The following is a 25,812-nucleotide window of genomic DNA, read 5'->3' as shown; positions in this document are numbered from 1 at the left end:
TTATAGAATTTTATATCTTTACAATTATTTATGGGGAGTTAATTCATTTTTTTCAAGAATAAGTAATTTCTTAAATAGAAGTTCACGTACCTCTTCCTTATGATAATTAATTTTTGTTGATTGATAAGAAATTTAATGAATGATTATTCGAATATGCTTTCGTAAATGTTAAATGTAGTTTTTGGATAATGTTTGATCAAGTTGATACTAATCCCCTCGATAAACGAAAGAAAATTAAGAGTGTTCCGGGAAAAAGTAATTAAAAAACGCTCTTAATTTATTTAATTGAGTTATCCTTTTATACAAAAATCTGATTATTTATGTAATTGGCATTCTATTAAAACGCTCATTTACAGAAGAACATTATTCAAGTGAAGCCCTCTATAATTCAATTACAACTCCTTGAAAGTTTATGATACTATCCTGATCACACTTTTTATATTTAATGTTTTAAGGAAAAAAGCTATACTATAAGCGAAACTAAAAATCAGAAAGGAAATACCATAACATGGAAAATTATATGCTATTTATCCTTACAGCACTCCTTATTATAATGATGCCTGGTCCCGGTTTTGCTTTAGTTACAAAAAACACTATCTCTCATGGTAGAAATGGTGGTATAAAGACCGTCTTAGGAACGGTATCTGGAATGATGATTCATACAATAATGGCTACACTAGGACTCTCTGCTATCTTAATGAAATTTGCTATGCTATTTACATTAATAAAATATGCTGGGGCATTTTATTTAATTTATTTAGCTTTAAAGTCAATTAAAAGTGCCTTTTCTAAAAAAGAAGATATGTCAGGTTCAGTGGAAATAAACTCTAAGGATATTGGAACGGTTAAAAGTTTTAGACAAGGATTTACCACGGCAATCTTAAACCCAAAAACGGCTGTATTTTTCCTTAGTTTTCTACCCCAATTTATTGTGAGTAATCAAAGTCATTTCTTCCAATTTCTTTTGTTGGGATTCACATTTACGACTTTGACAGCAATATGGTATTTACTTTATATCTCTCTAATACGTCAATTAAGAACTTTTTTAAGAAAAGAAAAGGTGAACCGTACAATAGAGGGTATTACTGGCACAGTATTATTAGTATTTGGAGTTAGGCTATTTTTCCAAAAATAAATATGTAATAGAGAGAGTTTAAAACTTTCGGTTTTTCCAATAAATGAATCAATATAAAAAGTATGGCTTTCAAACAGTAAAAAAGTGAACAAACGGGTGTGTTTGTGGAATAAGCTTCAATAAAATAACCAAACTTTTTATAAAGAAGTGAATCGATTATATTAAAATTGATATAAAGGCGTTATCCTTTCCTATGATTTCTCAGAAAGAATAACGCCTTGCTCTTTTTAGAGGGTATTTTGTCTAGTTAGCTTGATAGCGATGTGGTTCTATCCCTTATAAAGTGAAACTTTAATCAGTGGGGGTTTTGTTCATCCCCCACTGATTATTAGTTGAACCAATCGGGCTTTTACGGACAGTTGATCCCCCACCTAACTTCTTTGCTTCCGCTGAATTTTGAGGTCGGGGTCTTACTGCCCGTTAATGCGGGATAAATGTTACAAAAACATTTATAATAGCTCTAACTTGCACAATGCTTCCCGTTAATATAATACGCTGATTCTGTGAAAACCGTAAATACGACCTCTACTTCTGGAAGTCCAAAATCCATTACATATGTAGTAATGGCCTTGGCAAATCGATCACGAATTTCCTGTCCACGCTCGAACCATTTCACTTCAATAAGAGGAAACGCTTCTATTTCTTCTCCATTGAATACAAACGTAGAACTTGGTAGTTCCAACGTAAAATTATCCGTACCACACTCACAAATCTCTGCGAGCTCTTCTACTAATGGCTTGCTTATGTGTTTTAATTGTTCAGTAGTAATTCCACGAAACACAATATGCGGCATGTAAATCCCTCCTTTAGATAGTTTTATATTTGCCCACATCATAGCACAATTCTCCCACCTTTTAACAAAAATAGATGCTAAACAAGTTTCAACTCTTATTTTTAGGCCTGTTATACAGGCTGAAGCGATTCTAAGTATCTGCCATATTAAAGTTGATATGCTCCCATTCTAGTGGTGAGATATGTTTTAATCGTTCTTCGTTAACCCCATGCGTACTTCTTAACTATTTCATTTAATTTTTAATAAAGAAAACAGCCTCACTAAGCTTTTAAAACTTAATGAGGCCACTTTATTCACACTATTAATTATGGAACGTCGGTTTATAGAACGAACGATTATCAAGTGCGAAGACACGCTCTGTGTATTCGCCTGGTTTTGTGCGTCCTAATGCGCGGTCCATCATGTTCATTTTTGCATCTAAGTTATCGATGTAGTGCAGAATTTCTGCTTCTTTTACTAATGGTGGTTTTGGGCTACCCCATTCTGCTTTTCCGTGGTGCGAAAGGACGATGTGTTGAAGAATTAATACTTCTTCTGCATCGATTTGCAATTCGTCTGCTGCTTTACCGATTTCGTTCACCATGATAGAAATGTGGCCTAGTAAGTTTCCTTCTAACGTATACGTTGTAGAAATTGGGCCAGATAGTTCAATTACTTTACCAAGGTCATGTAAAATAACGCCTGCATATAGTAAGTCTTTATCTAATGATGGGTATAGATTTGAAATAGCTTTCGCTAAATCTAGCATCGATACGACGTGATAAGCTAGTCCAGATACGAACTCATGATGATTCTTTGTCGCTGCTGGATATTCTAAAAATTCATCTTGATGCTTATTTAATAAATGTCTTGTTAGACGCTGTATGTTCGGGTTTCTCATTTCAAATATGTATTGCGTAATTTTCTCAACCATATCTTCTTTTTTCACTGGTGCTTTTTCAACGAAATCCGAGATGTCTGTTACTTCATTTTCATTCGCAACACGGATTTGTTTCACACGTAATTGAATACGGCCTTTGTAATTTAAAATATCACCAGCTACTTTAACGATTGTTTCTGCTACATATTGTTTCTCAACTTCTGGTGATACGTCCCATAGCTTCGCTTCAATATCTCCACTTGGATCTTGTAAGATTACTGTTAAAAATGGCTTTCCATTACTTGCTAGACCTTTTGTCGCTGTTTTAATTAACAAGAAAACATCGACTTGTTCACCAACTTCATACTCTGCAATTTTCTTTTTCATTCGAATTCCTCCACCAAATCAGTTACTTTTAGTATAGCACACTACAACTCATTTTCTTTACGCATATGTGTTAATTTTATAATCTGTTTTTCTGTAAAATACGCAAGTAAATGCGCATGACATGTAAAGAATATGACTTGTCTATCCTTTGCAATTTCCTTTATTAGTTCAATCGTTCGATTCGTCCTTACCGCATCAAAGTGCACGAAACTATCATCAATAATAAATGGATAATCGTGTTCAAATGTTTTCGCAAGTGCAAATCTCAACGATAAATATAACTGCTCCGCTGTCGCTTGGCTTAGTTCATGACTGTAAAAACGCATACCGTCGTTACGCTCAACTATGAACGGCTCTGACTCTGACGGTGAAAAGATTTTACTATAGCGTCCGCCCGTTAAATACACAAAGTACTCTTCTGATTTTTGTAAAATACGTGGCAGATGCACTTCATGATAATATTGCTTCGTTTTCGTTAACACCGTTTTTGCGGCCGCATAAGCAGCCCACTTCTTCACTTGTTCACGCACTTGCGCTTTTTTCATTTCCCATTCATGCATTAAATCGCCATACGTACTACCTTCTTCTAAATTCGCAATTTCCATACGATGTTTCGCAATACGCTCTGTCAGTTCTTTCTCTTGCGCCAGGCAGTTTTGCACGACTGTCATTTCTCTCTTTAATTTCTCTTCATAACCGTCAGCTTCATAATGTTCAGCTAGTGACAAGCTCGTTAAACGCTGTTCCAACAGATCAATTTGCGGTAATAAACGCACTACTTGTTTCTCAGCATCTTCACGTTTTTCCGCCAGTTTACCTTCTTCTAAAAACATCTCTTCATCTGTAGCCTCTGCAATATTCCATAATGCATTTCGTTCTACTAGCAGTTGTTTCAATTGCTCTTGCATGAACTCATATTCTTCTTGCCATTCAGCTAGCTTCTCTTTCAGCTGCTTACAAGTTTGTCTCTTCTCTTTCTCATCTTGCATAAGGCTTTGCGCCTCATACAACTTACTATACTCCGCACTACCGATAACAGTTTCTAGTTTCTGTTCAAAATGCGAAATCATTTCATATAATGAAAATTTTCGCGTACCTTGCTTATCTAATTCACGATATAATTGCTGCATTTTTTCAATACGCTCAAACGCTGGCAATATGTGTGTATACGTATAAAATTCAGGAAACATATAGCGCGTTTTATATGCATCTACTTGTTCTCCCGCCTGGAACGTTTCTCTCTCCCATTCCTCATACGATGAAACGACTTTATCATAAGCTCGCTCCATTTGCTGCAATTTATAAGACTCACGCTCAAATAGCTTCCGAATCTCTTCATCTTTTTCTAACTGATAGCGCACAGACAGCGCTTCTTCACTTTGTCTCCCGCCAGCACTTTGCTGAAGAGTAAGAAGCTCTTCTTGTAATCCACTTGACGGATCTTTATATAAAACAAGGGCAAGAACAATCCCTACAAAAACAATAACACTAATAAATAAGAGCGGGCGGTTATCAATAAATAAACTCGTGAATAAAACAAGCGTGTTAATAAGAAGTAACAGAAGACAAACTCTTTGCCACTGCTTTTTCTTTTGCATAGCTGCTCCTGCTTTTTCCTCATACTTGCGCTTCATTCTCTCTGCGCCCATACCGATAAACGCCGCATCTTGGAACGATTTCTCTTTCTCAACTAACGTATTTCGCTCTTCATCCACTAACATTTGTTTCTGAATCTGTCTTATATTTTCTTCTTGTTCTTCTAATTGCTCTTGCGCTACTTTAAAACGATCATCAAGCTGTGCTTTTTTCGTTTCTAATTCACGCGCTTTTTGTACGGTTTGCGTAATTAATTCTTTCGTTGCCAAACTCATATCAAACGAAAGGACTGTTTCTTTTTCAAAAGTAGCACCAATTTGTTGCTCTAGCTCTGCGATTTCTTCTTTTATATTCGCAACATTCCCGCTCATATCACGCATTTCTTGGCGTGCATTTTCATACGACAAATGCTGCATACGAAGTTCTTCTACATAACTTTCTTTTTGTAAAAACTCTTCATCTATTTGAATCGAGTCAATTTCCGATTGCACCGTCTCTATTTTTTTGTGGAGCGAATCAACTTGTAACCTAAGCGGCTCCATCTTCGCCTTAATTGCTTCATAGCGCGCCGTTCCGTTTACAGGAAACTGCCCTTTTTCATTTTCTAACACTTTCTCATGCGCACGCTTTTCAATAACGAGTGGCTCAAGCGCTGCTAATATTTCATAATCTTGCTTTCGTTTTTCCGCACTCTCTTTCTCCCCGCGAACAGAAGCGAGCTTCTCTTCGCATTCTTTTAACTGCTGCACCTGTTTTTCATACGTGCCGATTTTCCCTTGCCACTCTTTCATCTTCTCTTCAAGTTTCTTCATCTCTTGCAGTGACACGTTAATTTCCGGTTTACGCCCACTCGGTTTAAAGCGTTGATCCATTTCTTTTTCTAGCTTTTTATCTAACTGTAATAGCGCATCGCTTCCGACTGCACTTGCTGAAAATAAATAATTGCCAATATCCGCTTCGCCGAGCTGATGAATATTTTGAAGACCATGCATATCAAATGAAAAGACCGATTCAAATAAACTTTCATTCACCCCGCTTAATATATCGTTTAAAATCTCCTCGCCGCCCGTTTTCCCGTCTTCAAAATAAACGGTCACCTCGCCAGCTGCCGTCTTTGGCAATCGTTCAATTTTCAAACGGCCGTACTGCTCTGTTTGCACAGTCAGCGCACCGCCATACTTCCCGCCTTCTTTCGGCTCATAACGGCGCTGTCCTCTCGTCGGAAAACCGAACAGAATGCTTTTCATAAACGAGCGAATTGTCGATTTCCCCGCTTCGTTTTCACCATATAGTACCGTCAGCAATGAAAGATCCATTTCCACATTTTCTAATTTTCCGTACCCATAAATATGGAGTTTTTCAATTCTCATTTTTTATCCCTCTCTTGCTGGAATAATTGCTCTAAAATAATATTTTCTGCTTCCTTTTGAATCTCTTTCTTCTCGTCTTCTGTAAAAGATTCAATACTATTACGCGCTACAGGAGATGTCCAAATCGTGCGCAACACGCCGTCCATATTTGTGAATGCTTCTAGCTCCTTTAGCACACTACCGACGAAATGATTTTCCGCTTTCAAACGTTCGATTTCCGCAAAAGAAACCGTCTCATTTTTCCACTTCATCGCATATACGAAATCTTTTCGCTCTTCGCCAGATGCTAAAATGTGAAAAATCTCTTCCACACGCTTTTCGTCACGCAAATAAGGAGAAAGTGGGCCCTGCCCTGTGAATACGACAGTTAAAAGCGTCCCTTCCTCTTCTCTTCGGCAATCATTCATCGTAGTTGACATGCTCGTCATAAGTTCATCAACAGTTTCAAGTCCATCAATACAAACTTCGATCTCATCCCATACAACATCTGCCGTATGGAAAAATAAACACTGCGTTCCTTGTTTCGTAAGTTCAATAAGGTACGCACCCTTCTCCCCTGTTTCCTTACGATGACGACCTTGTATGTTCCCTGGATAAATAATGTATGGCTCTTCTGATAAAATTTCACGTTTATGTATATGGCCAAGAGCCCAATAATCAAACTGTTTTTCTTTCAACTCACGAATTTGAAACGGTGCATAGCGATTATGCTCTGCATCTCCTTCCACACTTCCGTGAAGCATGCCAATATGAAAAGGCGCATCACTGATTTTCGTATACTGCGCTGTCATATTATCCGTTACCGCTTGCTGCAAATAACTAAACCCATAAATAGAAGCTAACAACTCACCATTTTTATAAAATGATTTCTCTTCTACATAAGGATCGGTAAACACATGAACATTTTCCGGAAACTCAATTGCTGCCCAGCTTCCCCCTAAATGATCATGGTTACCGTGAATAATAAAAACAGGGATATCGTACTGCGAAAGTCTCTTCATTTGCTCACGCACAAACACTTGCGCCCTCAAACTTCTCGTCTCCGCATCATACAAATCCCCAGCTAGTAATACGAAATCAACGCGCTCTTGAATCGCTTTATCAACAATACGTTCAAATGATTCGAACGTACTTTGCTTCATTCTCTCCCAAACAGACTGCGATACATTCATCTCCATCCCTTTAAACGGACTATCCAAATGCAAATCAGCCGCATGTATAAACTTTACTTGTTTCACAAATAACGATCCTTTCTATCTTTCAAAAGTTTCATTTTATTAAAATTAACATCGCTGAAAACTAATAATCATCGAGAATAAAAATATTCTCAGTGATTAAAGTTTCATTCTATTTTACCACGCAATGTCATATATTTCTTTGCATATTGTAGCGTTTTATGTCAAAATAATTATAAGATTCTGATTTTAATTATTGGAGGGAATTTTCATGGGAGTATACGTTCTAACAGTCTTTGAAAAAGATGGTTCAAAAGCATTAGACGAATCATTCGAGGCGGCAACTGAAAAAGAAGCGAAAGCAAAAGGTGAATCTATTTTACAAGAAAAAGGATTGCACGAAAAAACACATCGCTGTACATCTTCTGCAGGTAAGCTCGTTTTATTCCAGCGCTAAAAAAAAGAAGCGTCATCCGCTTCTTTTTCACTCTACTATATCTTCGTCACACCACGTAAACACCACATCTAGAATGCGATTACCGATACGTACGCGTTTATTCCATTTACCTGTTTGGATCTGATGCTGCAATTCAGCTTTCATCTTTTCCGTCCAGTCGTGAATCGTTTCACTACCGTCGTACGGATATACGCCTGGAAACTCTTCCTGCAGTAGATGCAAGCTCTCTGCATCAAAATGAAAATGGAAGAAGTAGTTTGCTGTAAGCGATGGTTCTTGCAATCGTAAAAAATGATCATCAATTTGCTTTCTATTTCTATAGAAAGTAAAGATATTCACTTTACCACTCGTAATTTGGTCAATTTGAATTTCGTGCTTCTCTATAATCACGTCTTGTCCACCTCGTTGTATACTATCTTTAGTATATATGTCTTTTGCAACAAAGTTAACCATTTTCGCGCGAAATTCATTTCCTTCATTATAATTCCTGTACCTCCAAGTATAATCAGAACAAATAAAAACAAAGTTGAAGGGGAGCGATCACATGTATTTCGGAAGCAAAGGTTGGTATGTAAAAGAACTTAAAAAATTAGGTATCCGTACTTATGAAGGTAAAAAACTAGAATCGTATCGTACGCATGTGTTATCTAGTTTACTTGAGAGAATGAAGAAGGCTTCGGCTTAATAGAAAAACACCTCCCGAATTCGCATACTAAGTATGCAAATTCAATGGAGGTGTTTTTATCAGTTTTCATAAAAGATTTTTTGCTTCCGCTGGAACGGATACGTTTTAATCTCAGCTGTATCTAAATCTTCATTGAATAAATGAATGGCTATAATTTGTCTACAATCGTAAGTATGGTAATAATATGTTCCAGACTCCATACACATTGCACTTGTATAGATCGTATTATCTAATATACCGTCTTCTGTTATTACTGCTCCCTTAGGAACCTCACAATTTGATAAGATATGAAAAATAGCCGATATCCCCTCTTCTTCGTTCTCTATACTTTGAATGTTTTGTTTGCCATATGCTGCCCGTACAAATCTTGATGGCGGGGTGAAATCTCCAGGAAGTCCCATCGTTCCTGAACCTTGGCCAAAAGCACTTAATGGTACATCTCCCCACTCAGTTGGCGCAAATGGCTGCGATTTAAGTCCAATATATTGTCTTAAATTTTGTAAATGCCAATTAAACTCCGGACTATTAGTCATTACTCCTAGTGGATTGTCATACACTTTTATTCCATCAGCTGTCGGCTCAAGTACAATACACGCTCCCGATTTATCTGCTAAAATCCAATGTAGCGGCGGAGTAATCCCTAAAACTGGTAATGGCACATCTATAAAGGCAATGCTATCAATAGATTTTCTTAACTCTTCAACAGAATTGAACTGTGTGAGGCTCCAAGTCACAAAATCAAATGGCGCTACATTCGTTTTATGGTTATCTATACTGTTACTATAAGTAGCGAATCCTGGGAAATAGAGAGTTGCACATGTCATACCAGCTTCATTTACTCCGTCCGCCATCATGACCCTTCCTCCAAAATTAATTCCCATTCCGACAACAGCCTTTTTCGCTCGGATCGTTTCACCAGTTATATTGTTCCACTGATAACGCCGAGGAATGATTATTACTTCTTGATTCATATCTAATGTGAAATCCATTGTTCTCCCAAAAAGATGCTGGAAGTTTTTTGTTTGCAATGTCAAACTAGTACACATGAAGAAATCCCCCCATTCTATAGTTCTATACACATTTTATAAAATTCTGACAAATACGTAAATTAAAAACTCTATTTATCACTAACAAAATAACCCCCAAAACCAAAAATGCTATAATAAACCCAATCAAACTAAGGGGGCAAATTACTTTGCTTGGAACATGCATTCAATTTCATAAGTTTGGCAATCCAAAAGACGTATTACAAGTTGAATATAAAAATATAGAACCACTTAAAGATAATGAAGTTTTCATTCGTATGCTAGTTAGACCGATTAATCCATCTGACTTAATTCCCATCACTGGAGCATACGCACATAGAATCCCTTTGCCTAACATACCTGGTTATGAAGGTGTTGGTATTGTAGAAGATGTAGGCGCTTTTGTTTCTAGAGACCTTATCGGTAAACGTGTGTTACCGTTACGCGGGGAAGGTACTTGGCAAGAATATGTGAAGACATTAGCTGATTTTGTAGTCCCTATTCCTGATTCCATTGATGATTTCACAGCGGCACAAATGTATATTAATCCCCTTACAGCTTGGGTTACATGTACAGAATCGTTAAACTTACAACGTAATGGTGTTTTATTAGTGAATGCTTGCGGATCCGCTATTGGCCATCTATTTGCACAGTTATCACAAATTTTAAACTTCCGATTAATTGCGGTGACAAGAAATAATAAACATACAGAGGAATTACTTCAGCTTGGCGCTCATCATGTAATAGATACTTCCACTGCCCCGCTTTATAAAACAGTTATGGAATTAACAAACGGCAGAGGTGCAGACGCTGCGATTGATTCTATCGGGGGACCGGATGGAAATGAATTAGCTTTCTCCTTAAGGCCAAACGGACACTTTTTGACGATTGGTCTTCTATCGGGCGTACAAGTAAACTGGGCAGAGATTGTCACGAAAGCAAAAGTGCACGCGAACATATTTCATTTACGACATTGGAATAAAGAAGTACCGCCATATAAATGGCAGGAGACGTTTCGTCACTTAATTCGTTTAGTAGAAAATAAGCAATTACGTTTTATGACCGTACATTCTACATATGACTTAGCAGATGTGAAAGCGGCGGTTGATGTTGTGCAGTCTGCTGAGAAAACGAAAGGGAAAGTGTTTTTGACGAGTTATTAACTACAATTAAAATGGGCTTTTTGATTGACCTTTTAAATAGATTAGATAATACATTTAGGAACGAAAATTTGTAAGTATCTGGTATAATCCTATTAAAAGGTGAAAGGAGATTTTCACATGTGGTTAATTTCGGCTATTTGGCCTGTTATACTAGTCGGGGGGATTGTAGTATTTGTAATAAAAAGATTGGAACATAAATATAAGCATGGCAAATTGGGTAAGAAAAAATCAAAAGAGGCTCAACTGTTATTAGATAGTTTAATACCCATAGGAATGCTTTTGGGCTGTATAATCGGTTTGATTTTCGGCATGTTTTCCCCAGATTTCTCACTGCTTTCAATTAGTTTAGGATCCGGAACAGGCTATTTATTTGGATTTTTTGCTTATGAAATTTATAGCAAGGTAGGAAACAATTATTCATAATCGAGAAACAGACACGATTGTAGAATAAGCGAGGACATTGCATATGAATCATATAAAATATGTAATGTCCTTTCATCTATTTATTTTTTTATTAACGTTATCACCTTACCTTTCACCATTTCCACATTCTATACACCTTTTTTATTGATTTTTCTCTCCTCTTTCTTTCGCATATCCGCTTTTTTGTTCTTCTCGGCTCTATACCCAAAGTAAAGCAGCGCACATGTAGTAATAGAACCTACAATGTATCCTAAAAAGCCCCCTAACCAAAACATAAATTGCCCCCAATCCATTATAAATTTTATGTAACAGACATCTGTAAAACGTTCTCGGTACCTCCGTTTTTTATTACAGATTGAAAAATTCCCTTAACCATTCCATCCATGAACATTCTGTCTTCTCTATTTTGATTATTATCTATAAAGTTATTTATACCACTAATTCTTCCATTATCTCAAATAACAACTTTATTATTTATCATAAAGTTTGCACTTACATTACATATATGTAGCATCACTGTTTCTTTTTCATTTCGCCCTTGCAACTGGAGTTTACTTCTACAACTTAAAAACAAAAAACCCCCTCAAAGCATGAACTTCAAGGGGTGAGCCTGTTTTTTATTTACTTATATACGTACAGCTGTACCACTTACAGCAACCATTAACATTCCATCACGTACAACCTCGTAATCTACGTCAATACCAACGATAGCGTTCGCACCTTTTTGTTTTGCAAGTTCTTTCATTTCATCCATTGCGATATCACGAGCTTCTTTTAGCTTGCTTTCATAAGAACCAGCACGACCACCGACAACATCACGAACTGAAGCGAATAAATCGCGGACAATATTTGCACCCATAATAGCTTCACCATTTACAATATCAATATACTCAATAATTTCTTTACCTTGAATTCCAGACGTTGTTGTTACAATCATGACTGACACTCTCCTAATAAGTTGTAGTTTTGATAAGCTTTCTTATGTCTTTATTATGACATGGAAAAAGTATCTAATCCATTGAATTACCTTACAGGAATGTGACAGTTTTGTAATAATAAAGCGCGCATTATGTTTAATTTTAATAAAGCGCTTTAACATTGGGATACATAAACGATTCTCTATTTTCTTTCCAATCCTTTTCTACTTCTTTAAAGGTTGGTCGCCCTAATTCTTCATTGTTTTCATGTTTACTAAACCACTTCTTCACATACTTCTCTCCATTTTTACTTTGAACTGTACAAAGGAAACTATTACTGCTATCCTTTAATATTTTTACAATCACGAAAAGGCACCTCTTCCCTTTTAAATAACATGATAGAACTTGATCTTTTACTATAAGCCCTTCCTCTCTTATAGTCATACGACTCCTCGGCCGCGCCAAAGTTGTAAGATCAAAAAAAAAACGATATTCACTTTGTTTACATTTTTCATCATTTTATTTAAAGAAATCAGAGTTATAGGCATTATGCTTATCAAATATTTTATAGATTTCTAACTTATCGTCTAATTTTGCATCTACTAAAATTAATATATTGCCATCGTAAATATATTCTTCATACTTTTTAGCATGTTCTTCTGGAATTCCTAACCCTATAAATGCTCCTATTAAACTTCCAGCTCCTCCGCCAATACCGGCTCCTCCAATAGCTGCTGCGATCGGTCCTGCTGCTACGATTGGACCCATTCCAGAAACGGCAAGTATACCAAGACCTGTTAATAAACCACCGAGTCCGCCTGCTACACCTCCTGCTACAAGCCCTGTCGCTGAAAAGATATCCGCTTTATGTGCAGTTTCATGATTTACTTTTTCACCCGATTTTTCTTCAAGGTGTTCAATTTCCTTTTGATCTTTCGCAATAGCTGAAATGTTATCTGCTGAGTATCCTTTATCATTTAATTCATTAATAACGAGTGCCGCATCATCAATTGTTCTAAAAACACCTACTATTTTTCTATCTAAATCCATAACTATTAACCTCCTAAAATTTTATATAATGTTTCTTTATTTTTCTTCATTTCTGTATACACTAATCTTCTTATTAACATAACCATTTACGAAAAAAGCGAATAGTAAAAGCACTACAAGCGAACTACTTAACAAGTAAATTAAATCAAATGTAATATCAATCATCATTTCATTCATGTATACCAGGCTCCTTTTTATTTAAAGTAAAAGTATATTTTGATGGACTAATCTACTAAACATAGACATCTTACAATTCATCTTCAGTCAATCTCTTTGTAGTATATGTATACCCTTCCTAACCTTTTCTAAACGTAAAAAACTATACTTATATTTTTTCTTATTTATATGTTTAACATTTTTTAAAACGGGTATGTTTATATTGTTATGCTTACTATATGGAAAGGAATATTACGATGAACGCCATTCACTCTACTACTATTTCTTATAATGAAACACCTACAATAACTCAGATTCATCATTTTTATGCTTTAATGACAACATTTCAAGCTAATTTGTTTATAAGTAAACATGGAACAATGACATCAATCAAAAATTTAAGCACTCTAGTATCCTTTTTCCTTACTGTAAAAAAGAAAGATCTTATATTATTTATTTTTGAAGGAATAGATGCAAAAAGAGCTTTAAGAACACTCTTCCCTTCTTAGAATGTTTGTTACCCTCTATTCCCTCGTTTACTACCTTTCATATATGTTTTTATATTTCAAAATGATTTCCTCTATTAAAAAAGAACCCCCTAATACAATAGGGGGATTTCTAGTTTGGCCTTATGAAAACTGATATAATATATATTACGTTTTTCATTCTTTAAAATAGAAAAGTTTTAATAACCTTGAAGGTAGGAATTTTTAATGAACTCGAAAGCAAAATTTAGTATTCGTTACAAAATTATGGCTGGTTATTTAGTTATCATTTTGTTCTTACTTGTTTCTTTCATTATGTTAAACAATGAGATTTCCAACTTACAAAAATCTCGTAATTTTATTATTGATCACGATTTTAAAGTTCTCAATTTAACGAATCAAGTGGAGAAAGAGTTACTAACAATTGAAAATAAAGCGAAAGGGTTTATCATTTCTAATAACCCTAATTACGTGCAATCCCTTAACTCTGCGGAAAAGGATTACGAAAAACATTATCAAGATCTTTTTTCTTTATTAGAGGATAACCCCTCTCAGCAAGAAAAATTAAAACAGATTAACGAAAACATTACTAGTTGGATTAATAAAGAGATTCACCCACTCATTACAAATAATAATAGTAATAATGTACAAACAATTGACACGACTCAAATTCAGTCATTACAGTCGCAGCTAACTAACTTCCGGAGCACTGAGGAGCAACTAACGAAAAAAAGAGCTGCACAATTAGATATTGAAAATAATAAATTAGAGATTTGGTTATACAGTTTATTGTTCTTACTTTCTTTTATTTCCATTATTGTTTCACTCTATATTTCGAATTCCATTACAAAAACGATTAAAAATGTAATTCAAGCTATTAAATCAATTTCTTCTAAAGAAAAAATTACGGAAAGAATTCATGTAAATACACATGATGAAATAAAAGATCTTGCTCATACAACGAACCACTTACTAGACGAAATATCGAAAAGAGAGTGGTTACAAACTGAGCTTGCAGAATTAATTTTAATGTATCAAGGTGTATCTTCTATTGAGATGTTAGGTAAAAAAATTCTTAGTGGAATTATACAAAAAACGCAAACTTCTTGCGGTGCATTTTATGTACGTGAAGAATATGAAGAAACTGTCTACTATGTGAAAAAAGCTTCTTTCGCCGATCAAGGTGCTGATATTGGAAAACAATCCATTAAAATGGGTGAAGGTTTCATTGGACAGTCTGCCTTAGAAAAGAAAAGTTTTATTCTCAGGGATATACCCGAAGAGTTTCGTTATGTCACTAGCGGAGTATTAGAAATACGTCCTAAAAATCTACTAGTCATCCCTATCTTATTTGAGGATGAGGTGATTGCAGTAATGGAGTTAGTAAGTGTAACTGAGATTTCAGACTTACATCAAGATTTAATTCAACAAACTATTGATAATCTAGGTTTAACAATCCATAGCATTATAGGACGTATGCGAATTCAAACTCTTTTACATGAATCACAAGCAATGACCGAAGAGTTACAAGTTCAATCAGAAGAATTACAAACGCAAGCTGAAGAACTACAAATGCAGGCTGAAGAATTACGAACAACGAATGAACAATTAGAGTCTAGAACTGAAGAAGCTGAACAAAAGACAGCTGACTTACAAATTACCAAATCAGAATTAGAAGAAAAAGCAAGCGAGTTGTTACGCAGCTCAAAATACAAATCTGAGTTCCTAGCAAATATGTCACATGAATTACGCACACCGTTAAATAGTATTTTATTATTATCTGAAATGTTACGAGAAAATCATGATAATCATTTATCGGATGATGAAATTGAACTAGCAACTGTCATTCATTCATCAGGGAAAGACTTACTTACTTTAATTAATGACATACTAGATTTATCTAAAGTAGAAGCAGGCAAACTAGACATCATTTTTGAAGCAACGAACATAAGTGACATGGCAGCCAATATGCATCAAAACTTTTTACATATAGCTGCACAAAAAAATGTTGAATTTACTATTGAAGACAGTGATACGATTCCTGATCTGTTTTATACAGATGCAAAACGGATTGAGCAAATTATTAAAAACTTATTATCCAATGCATTTAAATTCACGGAAAAAGGATCCGTTTCTTTACATTTCGATTCAATAGAAACAACCAATTTAAGTCATGATATGCAGTCTATAAGTAAAGATTGGATTACAATTTCAGTAAAAGATACTGGTATTGGTATCGCTAAAGAACAGCATCAACTTATTTTCGAAGCCTTTCAACAGGCAGATGGAGCAACGATTCGAAAGTATGGTGGTACAGGATTAGGTTTATCTATTTGTAAAGAGTTTGCTAGATTGTTAGGTGGTTGGATTACGTTAGAGAGTAATGTAGGAGAAGGTAGTACTTTCACGGTATATATTCCTAACCTTCCAAATGGATTACATGATATACAGTTCTCCAATTTAGAAGTCGCAGCAACGATAGAAGATGTTATTCCTGCTGAAGTTGTTGAAGAAACTATCGTTACTACCGAAACAAATAACGTCTTCCAAGAGAAAACAATTTTAATTGTCGATGATGATCATCGAAATATATTTGCGTTACAAAATGCATTAAAAAAACAAAACGCCAACATTATTACTGCCCAAAACGGCATAGAGTGTTTAGAAATACTAAAAAGCAATACAAATATTGACCTTATTTTAATGGATATTATGATGCCTAATATGGACGGTTATGAAACGATGGAAAATATCCGAATGAACTTAGGGTTACATGAAATACCTATTATCGCATTAACTGCTAAAGCAATGCCAAATGATAAGGAAAAATGTTTATCTGCTGGCGCTTCAGATTATATAAGTAAACCATTAAACCTACATCAACTCTATTCGGTAATGAGTGTATGGTTAATAAAATAAGTGAGGTTTAGTTGGAGTGGAAAATAAGTATTATAATTTTGATCCATCAGTAGATACGGATGAGCGCACGAACTTAGAAATTGAATTACTATTGGAAGCGGTATTTAAACTATCAGGATTTGATTTTCGCCAATATGCTCGCACATCTATTTATAGAAGGATTTGTAATCGAATGCAGCTCTCTAATATCCCAACCATTTCAAAATTAATTGAAAAAGTAATTCACGAGGAAGGGGTTTTAGAACAGTTATTAAATGATTTCTCGATTAATGTAACTGAGATGTTCCGTAACCCTGCCTTTTTTAAAGCGCTAAGAGAGCATGTTATTCCTGAATTGAAAAAGCAACCTGAAATTAGAATTTGGCATGCTGGATGCGCAACTGGTGAAGAAGTATTATCGATGTCCATCTTACTTCACGAAGAAGGATTAAGTGAAAAGTCGGTTATTTACGCAACAGATATGAATACAAATGTGTTAGAAAAAGCAAAACAAGCTATCCTCCCGTTAAATAAAATGCAAACTTATACGAAAAACTATTTACAAGCTGGCGGTACACAAGCATTTTCTAACTATTATTCAACAGATAATCGTTTCGCTTATTTTAATCCATCACTGTTACAAAACATTATTTTTGCACAGCATAATTTAGTAACCGATCAATCTTTTAACGAGTTTCATATTATACTTTGTCGTAACGTTTTAATTTACTTTACAAGTAAACTTCAAAATCAAGTGCAGCAACTATTTTATGAAAGCTTAAGTCACAATGGATTTCTATGTTTAGGAAATAAAGAAACTCTTCGTTTTTCAAATATAATGCCGCATTATACCCAATTTAATCCTAGTGAACAAATTTATCAAAAAATACAATAAAGTGAAACTTTAATCAGTGGGGGGTATCCCCCACTGATTATTAGTTGAACCAATCGGGCGTTTACGGGCAGTTGATCTCCCACCTACCTTCTTTGCTTCAGACTAAATTTTTTGGTGGGAGTCTTACTGCCCGTTAATACGGGATAAAAAGCGTATGAAATCCTCTGTTTGGATTTCATACGCTTTTTATTTCGCATTCGTTTGTATCATAATTAGACACATATCATCTGATTGCGCTTTCTTTTGTTCTTCCTTGTAAAACCCTTCTATCTCGCCTTCTAAATCTCCCCATTTTCTTTCTGTAAAAGTACGTAATTTCTCTTCAGACTCAAATTCATCATTTGCAATTGCTTCAAGAACACCATCTGTAAACAATAATATTTGAGCGTTCTTCTCAAAAGGTATAACTGTCTTTTTAACTTTTATTTCATCAAAAAATCCTACGGCACAACTCCCGCGATCTAGTTCAACTACATTTGTTTCATCAACTAAAACATATCCAGAAGGATGCCCTGCATTTACATATTCAACTGTTCTATCTTCTGTATTAACAACTAAGTATATCGCCGTAAAATAATAAGGAATATTATCATTTTCATTATGTAAAAGGGTCATATATTTATTTAATTCTTTAATAACGAGTTCTGGATCAATTAAACATTTAATTGTTTCACGTAATACAGACGAAATAAACATACAAACTAATGAAGCAGATACACCATGTCCCATCACATCTAATAATATAATACCGTAGCGATTTTCATCGATTTTATACCAATAATACATATCTCCAGCTAGTTTAAATGAAGGCAAGTAACTTGCTTCAATTTTTATATGATCTTCTCTTAATGGGCTACTTAATAAGTTTCTTTGTACTTGCGTAGCTAAATCTAGTTCATTCCGAAGATTTTCTTCTTGTTCTTTATGCCAATTTAATTCTGATTTCAAGCGTAACGCTACACGCATACGTGCTAATAATTCAACTTTATTTATAGGTTTCGTAATATAATCCATTGCCCCCATATCAAGAGCTTCGGCCAATTTATTTGCATCCTCTAAAGCTGTAACAAAAATAATAGGGATATCTTTAAACTTCTCCTCTTTTTGTAATCGCCTACAAACTTCAAGTCCATCAATTTCAGGCATCATAATATCTAATAGTATTAAATCAATTTCATTATGCCTGGAAGAATCTTTTCCAAACTGTATGTATTCGAAGAGCTCTTGTGCAGAATTGAGCGATACAAGATCATGATATCCGGCTTGTTTTAAAATCTTCTCAATTACAAATATGTTAACCGGATTATCATCGACAATTAAAATGGACACAAGTTATTTCCCCTTTTCTTATTTAAAATGTAAATCTATTATCATTTTCTATTTTTCTAGTATTACATACTCAGTTACAAAATGAAAATTTCTTACTCAAACATATTTATACAACAAAAGAACAAACCCCTAGAAATAGGAATTTGTTCTTTCACTCTATAAATTTCTACTTTTAATTTAAAACCATTGCTTTATCAGTTAAAAGACGATCTAATTCTTCCATATGATTTGTTTCATCTGCAATCATATCTTCTAACTTTACAACTAACTCTGTCATATTTAATTTCGCTGCCTGTTCTTTTCTCGTTTCATAACGCTTAATTGTCTCATATTCTGATTGTCTAGCTGATTCTAACATTTCTCTAACATCTTCTACTTGTTTCACCGGTAAAGGGATCGTAGTAGGTGTACCACCTAGCGTCTTAATTTTCTCCGCTAAATATAGGGCATGTCCTTGTTCATCACTAATTTCAGATTCAAAGAAAGGTTTTAACACTTGTCTATATATACCAGAAACTGTAGCTGCATTATGGTTATACATAATAATTGCTGAGTATTCTCCTGCTAAATCTTCATTCAATCCTTCGATTAGTTCGTTCACATCGTGTGACATTTTCATATCTCCTCCTATACTTAATAAGTACCCCTTTTCTCATGTTTTAAACATAATTATTTTAAATTTTTATGTATCTAAAAATGCTGCTTGCTTCAATTTACTTATCGCTTGTCTTTTAATACGAGAAACGTGCATTTGTGAAATACCTAACCGTTCCCCTGTATCTTTTTGATTTAAATTTTCTCCAAATATATAATGAATAACGCTCTTTTCCGTATCATTTAATACGTTAAAAATATCCTCTAAAACGAGACGTCTTTCTGTCTGTTCATACCCTTGCTCTACTTCACCTACAGATTCAATTCTCGCTACCGAACTTCCATCAGATGAATTTTCAACTACATCATCTAAGGAAGATACTCGATAATTATTTTTAGCATCCATAATCTCTAGAACTTCCTCTTCCGATAGTCCTAAATGATTTGCAATTTCTATTATCTTCGGTGAACGTTGCAGGTGATCTGTTAACTCCTCTATCGCATGTTTAATTTTCCCACCCAAATCTTTAATTCGCCTTGGAACGTGAATACCCCAAGTTTTATCACGTAAATACTTCTTTATTTCTCCTACTATTGTAGGTATTGCAAAAGGCTCAAAAGCATTCCCTATCGAATAATCATACCTTCTTATTGCGCCTAAGAGCCCTAACATCCCTACTTGTATAATATCCTCATGCATCGGCCCGCCTTTTGAATAGCGATATGCAATGGAATATACGAGATTTTTATAATGATCAACTAACCTTTCCTGCGCTTCATTACATTGGTTTTGTTGGAATTCTGCAATTAGCTTAATAACGTCTTCTTTAGTAAGAGTTGTAGGTTGAGATTGGATTTCCATCATTCTCCACCTGCTCTCTTTGTATATATTTTGTCATTAAAACTGTCATGCCCTCATCATGCATAATCTGTATATCATCCATTAACGTATTGATTAAATATAAACCTAAACCATTTTCCGGCAAATGTTCTACTGGTTTACTAATATCATACGGACCAACTTTCCTTTTTAAGCTGCTAAAATCAAAGCTAACCCCATTATCCGCAACCATAATTTCTAATCGATCTTCATATAAGCCAAAGACAATTGTAATTTCTCCGACGTCTTCTTTGTATGCATGTTGTACAATGTTTGTACATGCTTCACTAATAGCAATTTTCATATCTTCTATATCGTCATAAGCAAAGCCCATTCGATTCGCAACACCAGCCATTGTTAAACGAATAATAGCCACATATTCTGCCTTTGCAGGAATTTTCATTTCTATCTTTTCAAATCTCTCCATCATCCCTAGTCACCTTCTTTCTACTTTTTCAAAATCGGAATTCAAATTTAATATTTCTGTTAACCCTGTAATATCGAATAATCTTTTTAATCTTTTAGATACACCGATAAACTCTAGTTTTCCATCATTTTTCTTAACTGCTTTTAATAGCGCTATAAAAACACCTAAACCAGTACTATCCATATAATCTACGTTATGAAAATCTACTACAATATGAACCTCTTTTTCGCTTGTAATAGGCATTACCTTATTTTTTAAATCTGATGCCGTATACGCATCAATCTCACCATTAAGTTGTACCGTATAACCTACATCATTTTGCAAAATATTTATTTCCAAATTCATCATTTCCGCCCCCTTATCTCAAACTTTTACTATTTAATTACCCATAAAAATTAGTTTTAAACATATTTTTTTATTTTCATTATAAATAAATTTTCTACACCTTTCTCGGCTTAACACTTAAAAAATACTACCGAATGTTTAAACCTTATAAATTTGTGTATGTATAATGTATAAACATTATTTTTAGGGGGATCTATCTATGGAAGAGCACAACTTTAAAAAGGGAGATTTTGTTCAATTTTCTTATCGACACGATCATGCTACAACGTTAGTTGGTTCCATTATTAACATACTAACAAATACAATTGTAGTTGATATAGGTAATAGCGAGGACTTATCTCATATAGAACCGAGGCAGGTCGTAAGAATAAATAATTGTGAAAAAGTAACGATGGTTTAATACATAATAGAAAGTGTAATTTCAATGAGCGGGGGGCCTTCATCCCCCGCTCATTCCTATGCAGATTACATAAAAAAAGCATCCAAATTAATTTAATTGGATGCTTTTTTATGTATATTTATCAGTTCATTCACTTTATAGTTATATATAATAAACTTAAGATTACTATTCATGATCATACTTACGCTTTCCGCAGCATTCTAGAGAAGAATGTTACGATTAAAATAAAGACGATTGCACCTAATAACGCTGGAAGAACAAAAATACCTCCCCATTCAGGACCCCAATGACCAAATAACGCACTACCTACCCAAGATCCAATTAAACCAGCAATTACATTACCAACTATACCTAAAGGAAAGTCTTTTCCCGTAATCATTCCAGCTAACGCACCAATAAGTCCACCTACAATACACGTAATAATAAATCCCACAATTAAACCTCCTATATTGTTTTTATATTTGATTTATCAAGCTTTGGTATGTAACCAAAGCTTGATAAACATGTATTATTCTTTATTATCCAATCCATCACTTATCTTTTGTTTCACTTTTCCGACTTTTTCCTTTATCGTTCCCTTCGTCTTGTCCCACTTCCCTTCATTTTTCAACTTTCTATCTTCTGTAACTTCACCAATTCCTTCTTTTACTTGTCCCTTTGTCTTTTCCACTTTACCAGTAATTTGTTCTTTTAGTCCGCTCTCACTCATATTTCCCATCTCCTTTTCGTAATAGATTTATAGATTTACAGGATACAAATTTAAATAGAATACATGCATCTTCTTTCTTGTAACCATTCACCGACTCTCTCTAAATCCTTAACGAATAACAAGATTTTTCCTTCATCCAGCTTTTCTTCATAAAAGTTAGCTTCTTCCTCATTAAGCCCTAACTCTTGCATCTTATTTCTTAACTGATCTCCCGTTTTTTGAAAGACATTAATAATGCTTGTCCCAAGTCCTTCCTCTTTTATTCCAATCGTGTTCACGTCTGCATTATCTGCGATTCTATCTGTCCTCTCTTTCTCGTGTGTTAATACGTAAATATCTTTTTGGTCTATCCCTTTCTTCACGAGATCATTCGCCGCATTCATGACCTCTTTCTCCGTAATAAATTCATATACAAAAGGTTTACTATACTTCGTTTCCATCTTTAACTTCCTCCTTTAAAATGAATTATTTGTTATATTATATGTAGTACACCTATTTTCGAAATGTTAAACATAAAATTCAAAAAAAGTTATGTAAATTTTGATTTTAATAGAAAATAAACAACATCATTTACTACTTTAAAACATCTTCTACTTACAATAACTACCTAAATTAAAAGAAAATTGTTATAATTAAATTTAAGGAGGGATACTATGAAAAAAATCATATCTATATGCGCTCTAACCGCTCTATCTTTCACTTTAATAGGCTGTACAAGCACCTCGGCTACAGATAAAACTTCGCAGGCTAAGCAAGAACATACACAAAATACCTTTCAATTAAATTCCGCTAATATTTTAGACATTGAAATACTAAAAACAACAAATCATACTACTTCCAAATCTCAAACAGATAACGAAGAAATGATAAAATCTATCGTTTCAGCAGTTCAAAATGGAACACCTAAAACTATCACTTTAGATCAAAAAAAGAGAGAATCTGCACATTCTACTATTACCGTTACATATAAAGATGACTCAAAAGAAGAATTTCTTGTTTGGATTGATAATAAGGAACAAATTACAATTGCTAAAGATGAGAAGAAAGATAAGGTAGAAAGTGTGATCGTGAATATTAAAGATGCTAAAATGATGAAGGATTTCTTTTAAAATTCTAGTTAACGTAAAAAAAGAGTAGGATTACATCCTACTCTTTTTTACTCATGCCCAATAAATAGACTTTTATAAAAGCTATTTAAGGTCTAATTTTGCTAAATCATGTTGTAAAACATTATTTCCTTCTTGTGGGTTAAATACGATTGCACTAAGACCAAAAACATTCGTAACAACATCTCTATCTTTCGGACGAATGATTCTTACTTCATAAGCAAAAAGTCTTGGAGGAAGAGCTGCTGAACGGAAAGTAACATATCGATTAGGTGGCAATGTTTGCGTTGAAGGGTCTATTAATGGTAACAATACCGGAGAACCAGATGACCAATCAAACATTTCAACAGTTACTCTACGAGTATCGTCAGGATCAACATTCATAGCATCCACAGTAAGAAATAACGTAGCGGAATGTCTACGTAATATACCCGTTGATAAAGTTTCATTATGATGTTCACAGCATTTTTTTGGAGGGTGACCATAGCCATAACTCATACCAATTCCCCCCTTTCATTTACAATTAAGGACAAGTATTCCTTATAATATATAATGCTAGTATTCTTTTATTGAAAGGTATAAAAGCGGATTTCCATCTATATTTTTAGATATTTTGTTTTTTATTTATTCGCTCTTAAAGAATAAAGTGAAACTTTAAATCAGCCCTCACCAATCGAGGTCTTACTCCCCGGCAAATAGCGGCATAAATCTATTTTGAAAAGGACCTGCTCCATTCATTCATAAAAGCATAAAGTAAATGGAATCCGTTAAAACACATGAGTGACCCCTTGGTTTTCCCTTCCTATTAAAAGGAGGAACTGTTATGGGCTTTGGTGGTAGTTGTGGCGGCTGTGGCTTCGCTGGAGGATTTGCTTTATTAGTTGTATTGTTCATTTTATTAATCATCGTTGGAGCTGCTTGCTTCTGCTAAAAAACTATCGGAAAAGACACTTTTATATGAGTGTCTTTTCTTCATAAAAAATACGCAATGTGCAGTTCAAGTGTAACTAATACTTTAAAGATGTAGTATTACATTCCCCCCTCCAAAATGAACTTCGATACTATAAATTTCGTTTAGGTGCAATCTTAAAATTTTAGTTTAATAGCAATATGGTGAAACCCTATTCCAGATAATATTGATATTGCAGTAAAGTAAAACAAACTGGACAACCTAGACTTCAAACTGTAAGATTAGATGTTGGTGAAATCGGGCAGCAAAGCATATATAGAAAATAGGTGTTAATTTTGAAAATCAATAAAAAATTCGAACCAATAATTTTTAATATCTTTATGATTTTAGGTATATCTAGTATTATCTCTTTCGTCATGGTTTCAATGAATGTTGGATATACAGCTTTATTTCTCAAATCATGGATGAAAACATGGGGAATTGCTTTCGTACTTGCATTTTTAGCTTCTAAATTATTACCCTTTGTAGTTAAAAAGATAATGAAAATCTTCACTTTTGTTGAGAATGATGCTTAAGAATAAAGTGATGTACTACTCTGGTTCATTCCAGTTAAAAGAATTTATTATAGCAAAAACTTAACCTAGTAAAATGTTTTAAATCGAAGGAAGACATCTTACAGATTGTCTTTTCTTTATAAGTAAAAAAAGCCCGCCTATTTCCGTAGGCGGGCTTTATCTTTATTACACAATACGAAAGTATACTCTCTTTTTCACTGAAATTTTATGTAATTATACATATTCATGAAAATAGCAGAATTAAAATATACATTGTGGGCATGTTCCATGCCTATCAAGCTAAAATTTTAAAATATGCCATAACAAAAACGCTACCTTTTTAAAAGATAGCGTTTTTGTTTTACCCTTGCTTATTCTTCGCCTTCATTTGCTCTTCATAAACAAACTTCGCGGTCATAAAGTCGTTAGAAAAATCTTTCAATGCATTCTTCATTACATTTAATTCTTCTTGTGATTTAATTTCAATACTGTTTAAGAAATCAAATGCTTTTGATTGTTCCTCCGCAACAAAGTTTTGTGTCATATAGTCATCTTGGAAGTCTTGCTTCGCCTTTTCTTTTACTTTATTCATTGCCTCTGTTTTGTTTATGCTTTTCATAGGGTTTTCGAATGCTCCAGTAGGTTGTTCCGGTTTTGGCTCTTCTTTCTTTTCCGGCTGTTGCGCTGGTGCTGGTTGTTGTGGTTCTTGCTTTGGTTGTTCTTGTTGAACCGGCTGCTGCGCTACTTGTTGCTCTTTTTTCGCTAACTCATCTTTTAACTTCTTCACTTGCCCATCAAGAGATTTTTTTTCAGTTTCTAACACACTCATATCACTTTTCAACTTTTGCGTTTCTTCAAAATGTTCATCTACTAATTTATTATATTCTTTCTCAGAGTACATTTTTTCACTGGTTGATGTCGTTTTCTCTTTCGTAACAACTACATTAATAATTACAAATAAGGCTACAATTCCTATTAATGCAGCGAAAATCTTCTTTTTATTCATGATTAATCCTCCAAAATGTAAAATTTCAAAAATTATCATAACAGACCAATTCGCTTTCACCTGTCATATTTTGTCGAATCAAT

General features: G+C 34.3%; 33 protein-coding genes. 12 read left to right on the top strand and 21 right to left on the bottom strand.

Annotated elements, in window-relative coordinates; translation table 11 throughout:
* Positions 1-508: 508 nt before the first annotated feature.
* Positions 509-1,135, top strand: a complete 627-nt coding sequence (locus MR170_RS11065; protein WP_242308257.1) for a LysE family translocator — start codon at positions 509-511, stop codon at positions 1,133-1,135.
* Between the two features lie 460 nt (positions 1,136-1,595).
* Here MR170_RS11065 and MR170_RS11060 read toward each other — a convergent pair whose 3' ends face one another.
* The 4 genes from MR170_RS11060 to MR170_RS11045 all read right to left on the bottom strand — a co-directional run bounded on the left by MR170_RS11060 (position 1,596) and on the right by MR170_RS11045 (position 7,378).
* Positions 1,596-1,928, bottom strand: a complete 333-nt coding sequence (locus tag MR170_RS11060; protein ID WP_029442057.1) for a DUF1904 family protein — start codon at positions 1,926-1,928, stop codon at positions 1,596-1,598.
* Positions 1,929-2,229: 301 nt separating this feature from the next.
* Complete coding sequence (yhaM, locus tag MR170_RS11055; RefSeq protein ID WP_242308256.1) at positions 2,230-3,174, bottom strand: 3'-5' exoribonuclease YhaM; 945 nt, start codon at positions 3,172-3,174, stop codon at positions 2,230-2,232.
* Positions 3,175-3,215: 41 nt separating this feature from the next.
* On the bottom strand, positions 3,216-6,140 hold the full coding sequence (locus MR170_RS11050; RefSeq protein WP_242308255.1) for an ATP-binding protein: 2,925 nt from the start codon (positions 6,138-6,140) through the stop codon (positions 3,216-3,218).
* Positions 6,137-7,378 (bottom strand): metallophosphoesterase family protein, encoded by a 1,242-nt coding sequence (locus MR170_RS11045; protein ID WP_242308254.1) that lies wholly within the window; start codon positions 7,376-7,378, stop codon positions 6,137-6,139. The genes MR170_RS11050 and MR170_RS11045 overlap by 4 nt, the downstream gene beginning before the upstream one ends.
* A 208-nt stretch (positions 7,379-7,586) precedes the next feature.
* Here MR170_RS11045 and MR170_RS11040 point away from each other — a divergent pair, with 208 nt between their 5' ends.
* A complete protein-coding gene (locus MR170_RS11040; RefSeq protein WP_000539550.1) occupies positions 7,587-7,772 on the top strand; it encodes a YhzD family protein in 186 nt (61 codons plus the stop codon).
* A 27-nt stretch (positions 7,773-7,799) separates the two neighbouring features.
* Here the strand turns inward: MR170_RS11040 and MR170_RS11035 are convergent, their stop codons facing one another.
* Entirely contained in the window at positions 7,800-8,162 is a 363-nt protein-coding gene (locus MR170_RS11035) for a hypothetical protein (protein ID WP_000582776.1), read from the bottom strand.
* Between the two features lie 154 nt (positions 8,163-8,316).
* Here MR170_RS11035 and MR170_RS11030 point away from each other — a divergent pair, with 154 nt between their 5' ends.
* Positions 8,317-8,457, top strand: coding sequence for a YflJ family protein (locus MR170_RS11030; protein WP_000273536.1), 141 nt, complete (start codon positions 8,317-8,319; stop codon positions 8,455-8,457).
* Positions 8,458-8,516: 59 nt separating this feature from the next.
* Here MR170_RS11030 and bsh read toward each other — a convergent pair whose 3' ends face one another.
* Positions 8,517-9,503, bottom strand: coding sequence for a choloylglycine hydrolase (gene bsh / locus MR170_RS11025; RefSeq protein WP_242308253.1), 987 nt, complete (start codon positions 9,501-9,503; stop codon positions 8,517-8,519).
* A gap of 149 nt (positions 9,504-9,652) precedes the next feature.
* Between bsh and MR170_RS11020 the strand changes: the two genes are divergently transcribed.
* Positions 9,653-10,645 carry a zinc-dependent alcohol dehydrogenase family protein gene (locus MR170_RS11020; protein ID WP_242308252.1) on the top strand — a complete coding sequence of 331 codons (993 nt, stop codon included), beginning with the start codon at positions 9,653-9,655 and terminating at the stop codon, positions 10,643-10,645.
* Positions 10,646-10,762: 117 nt separating this feature from the next.
* Positions 10,763-11,068: a hypothetical protein gene (locus MR170_RS11015; protein WP_048565193.1), complete on the top strand. Its 306-nt coding sequence runs from the start codon at positions 10,763-10,765 to the stop codon at positions 11,066-11,068.
* 128 nt (positions 11,069-11,196) lie between these two features.
* On the opposite strand, the gene MR170_RS11010 is transcribed toward MR170_RS11015, so the two are convergent.
* The 5 genes from MR170_RS11010 to MR170_RS10990 all read right to left on the bottom strand — a co-directional run bounded on the left by MR170_RS11010 (position 11,197) and on the right by MR170_RS10990 (position 13,212).
* Positions 11,197-11,343: a hypothetical protein gene (locus tag MR170_RS11010; protein ID WP_016082623.1), complete on the bottom strand. Its 147-nt coding sequence runs from the start codon at positions 11,341-11,343 to the stop codon at positions 11,197-11,199.
* Between the two features lie 350 nt (positions 11,344-11,693).
* Positions 11,694-12,005 carry a YbjQ family protein gene (locus MR170_RS11005; RefSeq protein WP_000637510.1) on the bottom strand — a complete coding sequence of 104 codons (312 nt, stop codon included), beginning with the start codon at positions 12,003-12,005 and terminating at the stop codon, positions 11,694-11,696.
* Positions 12,006-12,147: 142 nt separating this feature from the next.
* Entirely contained in the window at positions 12,148-12,351 is a 204-nt protein-coding gene (locus MR170_RS11000) for a DUF4028 family protein (protein ID WP_140163941.1), read from the bottom strand.
* 153 nt (positions 12,352-12,504) lie between these two features.
* On the bottom strand, positions 12,505-13,035 hold the full coding sequence (locus tag MR170_RS10995; RefSeq protein ID WP_029442050.1) for a general stress protein: 531 nt from the start codon (positions 13,033-13,035) through the stop codon (positions 12,505-12,507).
* 36 nt (positions 13,036-13,071) lie between these two features.
* Positions 13,072-13,212, bottom strand: a complete 141-nt coding sequence (locus MR170_RS10990) for a hypothetical protein (RefSeq protein WP_001004567.1) — start codon at positions 13,210-13,212, stop codon at positions 13,072-13,074.
* A 236-nt stretch (positions 13,213-13,448) separates the two neighbouring features.
* Here MR170_RS10990 and MR170_RS10985 point away from each other — a divergent pair, with 236 nt between their 5' ends.
* The 3 genes from MR170_RS10985 to MR170_RS10975 all read left to right on the top strand — a co-directional run bounded on the left by MR170_RS10985 (position 13,449) and on the right by MR170_RS10975 (position 17,469).
* A complete protein-coding gene (locus MR170_RS10985) occupies positions 13,449-13,700 on the top strand; it encodes a hypothetical protein (protein ID WP_000991350.1) in 252 nt (83 codons plus the stop codon).
* Positions 13,701-13,904: 204 nt separating this feature from the next.
* Positions 13,905-16,595 (top strand): ATP-binding protein, encoded by a 2,691-nt coding sequence (locus MR170_RS10980; RefSeq protein ID WP_242308251.1) that lies wholly within the window; start codon positions 13,905-13,907, stop codon positions 16,593-16,595.
* A gap of 16 nt (positions 16,596-16,611) precedes the next feature.
* Complete coding sequence (locus tag MR170_RS10975; RefSeq protein WP_000429043.1) at positions 16,612-17,469, top strand: CheR family methyltransferase; 858 nt, start codon at positions 16,612-16,614, stop codon at positions 17,467-17,469.
* Between the two features lie 186 nt (positions 17,470-17,655).
* On the opposite strand, the gene MR170_RS10970 is transcribed toward MR170_RS10975, so the two are convergent.
* The 5 genes from MR170_RS10970 to rsbV all read right to left on the bottom strand — a co-directional run bounded on the left by MR170_RS10970 (position 17,656) and on the right by rsbV (position 21,047).
* Positions 17,656-18,798, bottom strand: a complete 1,143-nt coding sequence (locus tag MR170_RS10970; RefSeq protein ID WP_029442048.1) for a fused response regulator/phosphatase — start codon at positions 18,796-18,798, stop codon at positions 17,656-17,658.
* A gap of 172 nt (positions 18,799-18,970) precedes the next feature.
* Positions 18,971-19,411: a ferritin-like domain-containing protein gene (locus tag MR170_RS10965; RefSeq protein ID WP_242308249.1), complete on the bottom strand. Its 441-nt coding sequence runs from the start codon at positions 19,409-19,411 to the stop codon at positions 18,971-18,973.
* Positions 19,412-19,480: 69 nt separating this feature from the next.
* Positions 19,481-20,257 (bottom strand): RNA polymerase sigma factor SigB, encoded by a 777-nt coding sequence (sigB, locus tag MR170_RS10960; RefSeq protein ID WP_242308247.1) that lies wholly within the window; start codon positions 20,255-20,257, stop codon positions 19,481-19,483.
* Complete coding sequence (gene rsbW, locus MR170_RS10955; protein ID WP_002059299.1) at positions 20,220-20,702, bottom strand: anti-sigma B factor RsbW; 483 nt, start codon at positions 20,700-20,702, stop codon at positions 20,220-20,222. Before rsbW ends, sigB begins: the two co-directional genes overlap by 38 nt.
* 6 nt (positions 20,703-20,708) lie before the next feature.
* Complete coding sequence (gene rsbV / locus MR170_RS10950; protein ID WP_002106052.1) at positions 20,709-21,047, bottom strand: anti sigma b factor antagonist RsbV; 339 nt, start codon at positions 21,045-21,047, stop codon at positions 20,709-20,711.
* 196 nt (positions 21,048-21,243) lie between these two features.
* On the opposite strand from rsbV, the gene MR170_RS10945 reads away from it, so the two are divergent.
* A complete protein-coding gene (locus MR170_RS10945; RefSeq protein ID WP_029442044.1) occupies positions 21,244-21,444 on the top strand; it encodes a hypothetical protein in 201 nt (66 codons plus the stop codon).
* Between the two features lie 181 nt (positions 21,445-21,625).
* Here MR170_RS10945 and MR170_RS10940 read toward each other — a convergent pair whose 3' ends face one another.
* The 3 genes from MR170_RS10940 to MR170_RS10930 all read right to left on the bottom strand — a co-directional run bounded on the left by MR170_RS10940 (position 21,626) and on the right by MR170_RS10930 (position 22,593).
* On the bottom strand, positions 21,626-21,877 hold the full coding sequence (locus MR170_RS10940; RefSeq protein WP_242308245.1) for a GlsB/YeaQ/YmgE family stress response membrane protein: 252 nt from the start codon (positions 21,875-21,877) through the stop codon (positions 21,626-21,628).
* A 75-nt stretch (positions 21,878-21,952) separates the two neighbouring features.
* Positions 21,953-22,153: a CsbD family protein gene (locus MR170_RS10935; protein WP_000004269.1), complete on the bottom strand. Its 201-nt coding sequence runs from the start codon at positions 22,151-22,153 to the stop codon at positions 21,953-21,955.
* A 50-nt stretch (positions 22,154-22,203) separates the two neighbouring features.
* A complete protein-coding gene (locus tag MR170_RS10930) occupies positions 22,204-22,593 on the bottom strand; it encodes a YflT domain-containing protein (protein ID WP_000448808.1) in 390 nt (129 codons plus the stop codon).
* A gap of 213 nt (positions 22,594-22,806) precedes the next feature.
* Between MR170_RS10930 and MR170_RS10925 the strand changes: the two genes are divergently transcribed.
* Positions 22,807-23,262, top strand: coding sequence for a hypothetical protein (locus MR170_RS10925; protein WP_242308244.1), 456 nt, complete (start codon positions 22,807-22,809; stop codon positions 23,260-23,262).
* Positions 23,263-23,343: 81 nt separating this feature from the next.
* Here the strand turns inward: MR170_RS10925 and MR170_RS10920 are convergent, their stop codons facing one another.
* Entirely contained in the window at positions 23,344-23,757 is a 414-nt protein-coding gene (locus tag MR170_RS10920) for a hypothetical protein (protein ID WP_016082627.1), read from the bottom strand.
* Positions 23,758-24,082: 325 nt separating this feature from the next.
* Here MR170_RS10920 and MR170_RS10915 point away from each other — a divergent pair, with 325 nt between their 5' ends.
* Positions 24,083-24,190, top strand: a complete 108-nt coding sequence (locus tag MR170_RS10915) for a YjcZ family sporulation protein (protein WP_000505670.1) — start codon at positions 24,083-24,085, stop codon at positions 24,188-24,190.
* Between the two features lie 314 nt (positions 24,191-24,504).
* Entirely contained in the window at positions 24,505-24,744 is a 240-nt protein-coding gene (locus MR170_RS10910) for a DUF2798 domain-containing protein (RefSeq protein WP_000700210.1), read from the top strand.
* A 340-nt stretch (positions 24,745-25,084) separates the two neighbouring features.
* Here the strand turns inward: MR170_RS10910 and MR170_RS10905 are convergent, their stop codons facing one another.
* Positions 25,085-25,729: a hypothetical protein gene (locus tag MR170_RS10905; RefSeq protein ID WP_016082630.1), complete on the bottom strand. Its 645-nt coding sequence runs from the start codon at positions 25,727-25,729 to the stop codon at positions 25,085-25,087.
* Positions 25,730-25,812 lie beyond the last annotated feature (83 nt).

Source organism: Bacillus cereus group sp. BfR-BA-01524, from assembly GCF_022662595.1.
Taxonomy (GTDB): Bacteria; Bacillota; Bacilli; order Bacillales; family Bacillaceae_G; genus Bacillus_A; species Bacillus_A thuringiensis_S.
The sequence above is the reverse complement of the archived record's forward strand: the minus strand, read 5'-3'. Positions and strand labels throughout refer to the sequence as shown.

Excerpts from the sequence above, each read along its gene's own strand:
- MR170_RS11065 (WP_242308257.1), top strand. The coding sequence starts at position 509 with ATGGAAAATTATATGCTATTTATCCTTACAGCACTCCTTATTATAATG.
- MR170_RS11060 (WP_029442057.1), bottom strand. The coding sequence starts at position 1,928 with ATGCCGCATATTGTGTTTCGTGGAATTACTACTGAACAATTAAAACAC.
- yhaM (WP_242308256.1), bottom strand. The coding sequence starts at position 3,174 with ATGAAAAAGAAAATTGCAGAGTATGAAGTTGGTGAACAAGTCGATGTT.
- MR170_RS11050 (WP_242308255.1), bottom strand. The coding sequence starts at position 6,140 with ATGAGAATTGAAAAACTCCATATTTATGGGTACGGAAAATTAGAAAAT.
- MR170_RS11040 (WP_000539550.1), top strand. The coding sequence starts at position 7,587 with ATGGGAGTATACGTTCTAACAGTCTTTGAAAAAGATGGTTCAAAAGCA.
- MR170_RS11030 (WP_000273536.1), top strand. The coding sequence starts at position 8,317 with ATGTATTTCGGAAGCAAAGGTTGGTATGTAAAAGAACTTAAAAAATTA.
- bsh (WP_242308253.1), bottom strand. The coding sequence starts at position 9,503 with ATGTGTACTAGTTTGACATTGCAAACAAAAAACTTCCAGCATCTTTTT.
- MR170_RS11015 (WP_048565193.1), top strand. The coding sequence starts at position 10,763 with ATGTGGTTAATTTCGGCTATTTGGCCTGTTATACTAGTCGGGGGGATT.
- MR170_RS11010 (WP_016082623.1), bottom strand. The coding sequence starts at position 11,343 with ATGTTTTGGTTAGGGGGCTTTTTAGGATACATTGTAGGTTCTATTACT.
- MR170_RS11005 (WP_000637510.1), bottom strand. The coding sequence starts at position 12,005 with ATGATTGTAACAACAACGTCTGGAATTCAAGGTAAAGAAATTATTGAG.
- MR170_RS10995 (WP_029442050.1), bottom strand. The coding sequence starts at position 13,035 with ATGGATTTAGATAGAAAAATAGTAGGTGTTTTTAGAACAATTGATGAT.
- MR170_RS10990 (WP_001004567.1), bottom strand. The coding sequence starts at position 13,212 with ATGAATGAAATGATGATTGATATTACATTTGATTTAATTTACTTGTTA.
- MR170_RS10985 (WP_000991350.1), top strand. The coding sequence starts at position 13,449 with ATGAACGCCATTCACTCTACTACTATTTCTTATAATGAAACACCTACA.
- MR170_RS10980 (WP_242308251.1), top strand. The coding sequence starts at position 13,905 with ATGAACTCGAAAGCAAAATTTAGTATTCGTTACAAAATTATGGCTGGT.
- MR170_RS10965 (WP_242308249.1), bottom strand. The coding sequence starts at position 19,411 with ATGTCACACGATGTGAACGAACTAATCGAAGGATTGAATGAAGATTTA.
- sigB (WP_242308247.1), bottom strand. The coding sequence starts at position 20,257 with ATGATGGAAATCCAATCTCAACCTACAACTCTTACTAAAGAAGACGTT.
- rsbW (WP_002059299.1), bottom strand. The coding sequence starts at position 20,702 with ATGATGGAGAGATTTGAAAAGATAGAAATGAAAATTCCTGCAAAGGCA.
- rsbV (WP_002106052.1), bottom strand. The coding sequence starts at position 21,047 with ATGATGAATTTGGAAATAAATATTTTGCAAAATGATGTAGGTTATACG.
- MR170_RS10945 (WP_029442044.1), top strand. The coding sequence starts at position 21,244 with ATGGAAGAGCACAACTTTAAAAAGGGAGATTTTGTTCAATTTTCTTAT.
- MR170_RS10935 (WP_000004269.1), bottom strand. The coding sequence starts at position 22,153 with ATGAGTGAGAGCGGACTAAAAGAACAAATTACTGGTAAAGTGGAAAAG.
- MR170_RS10930 (WP_000448808.1), bottom strand. The coding sequence starts at position 22,593 with ATGGAAACGAAGTATAGTAAACCTTTTGTATATGAATTTATTACGGAG.
- MR170_RS10925 (WP_242308244.1), top strand. The coding sequence starts at position 22,807 with ATGAAAAAAATCATATCTATATGCGCTCTAACCGCTCTATCTTTCACT.
- MR170_RS10920 (WP_016082627.1), bottom strand. The coding sequence starts at position 23,757 with ATGAGTTATGGCTATGGTCACCCTCCAAAAAAATGCTGTGAACATCAT.
- MR170_RS10915 (WP_000505670.1), top strand. The coding sequence starts at position 24,083 with ATGGGCTTTGGTGGTAGTTGTGGCGGCTGTGGCTTCGCTGGAGGATTT.
- MR170_RS10905 (WP_016082630.1), bottom strand. The coding sequence starts at position 25,729 with ATGAATAAAAAGAAGATTTTCGCTGCATTAATAGGAATTGTAGCCTTA.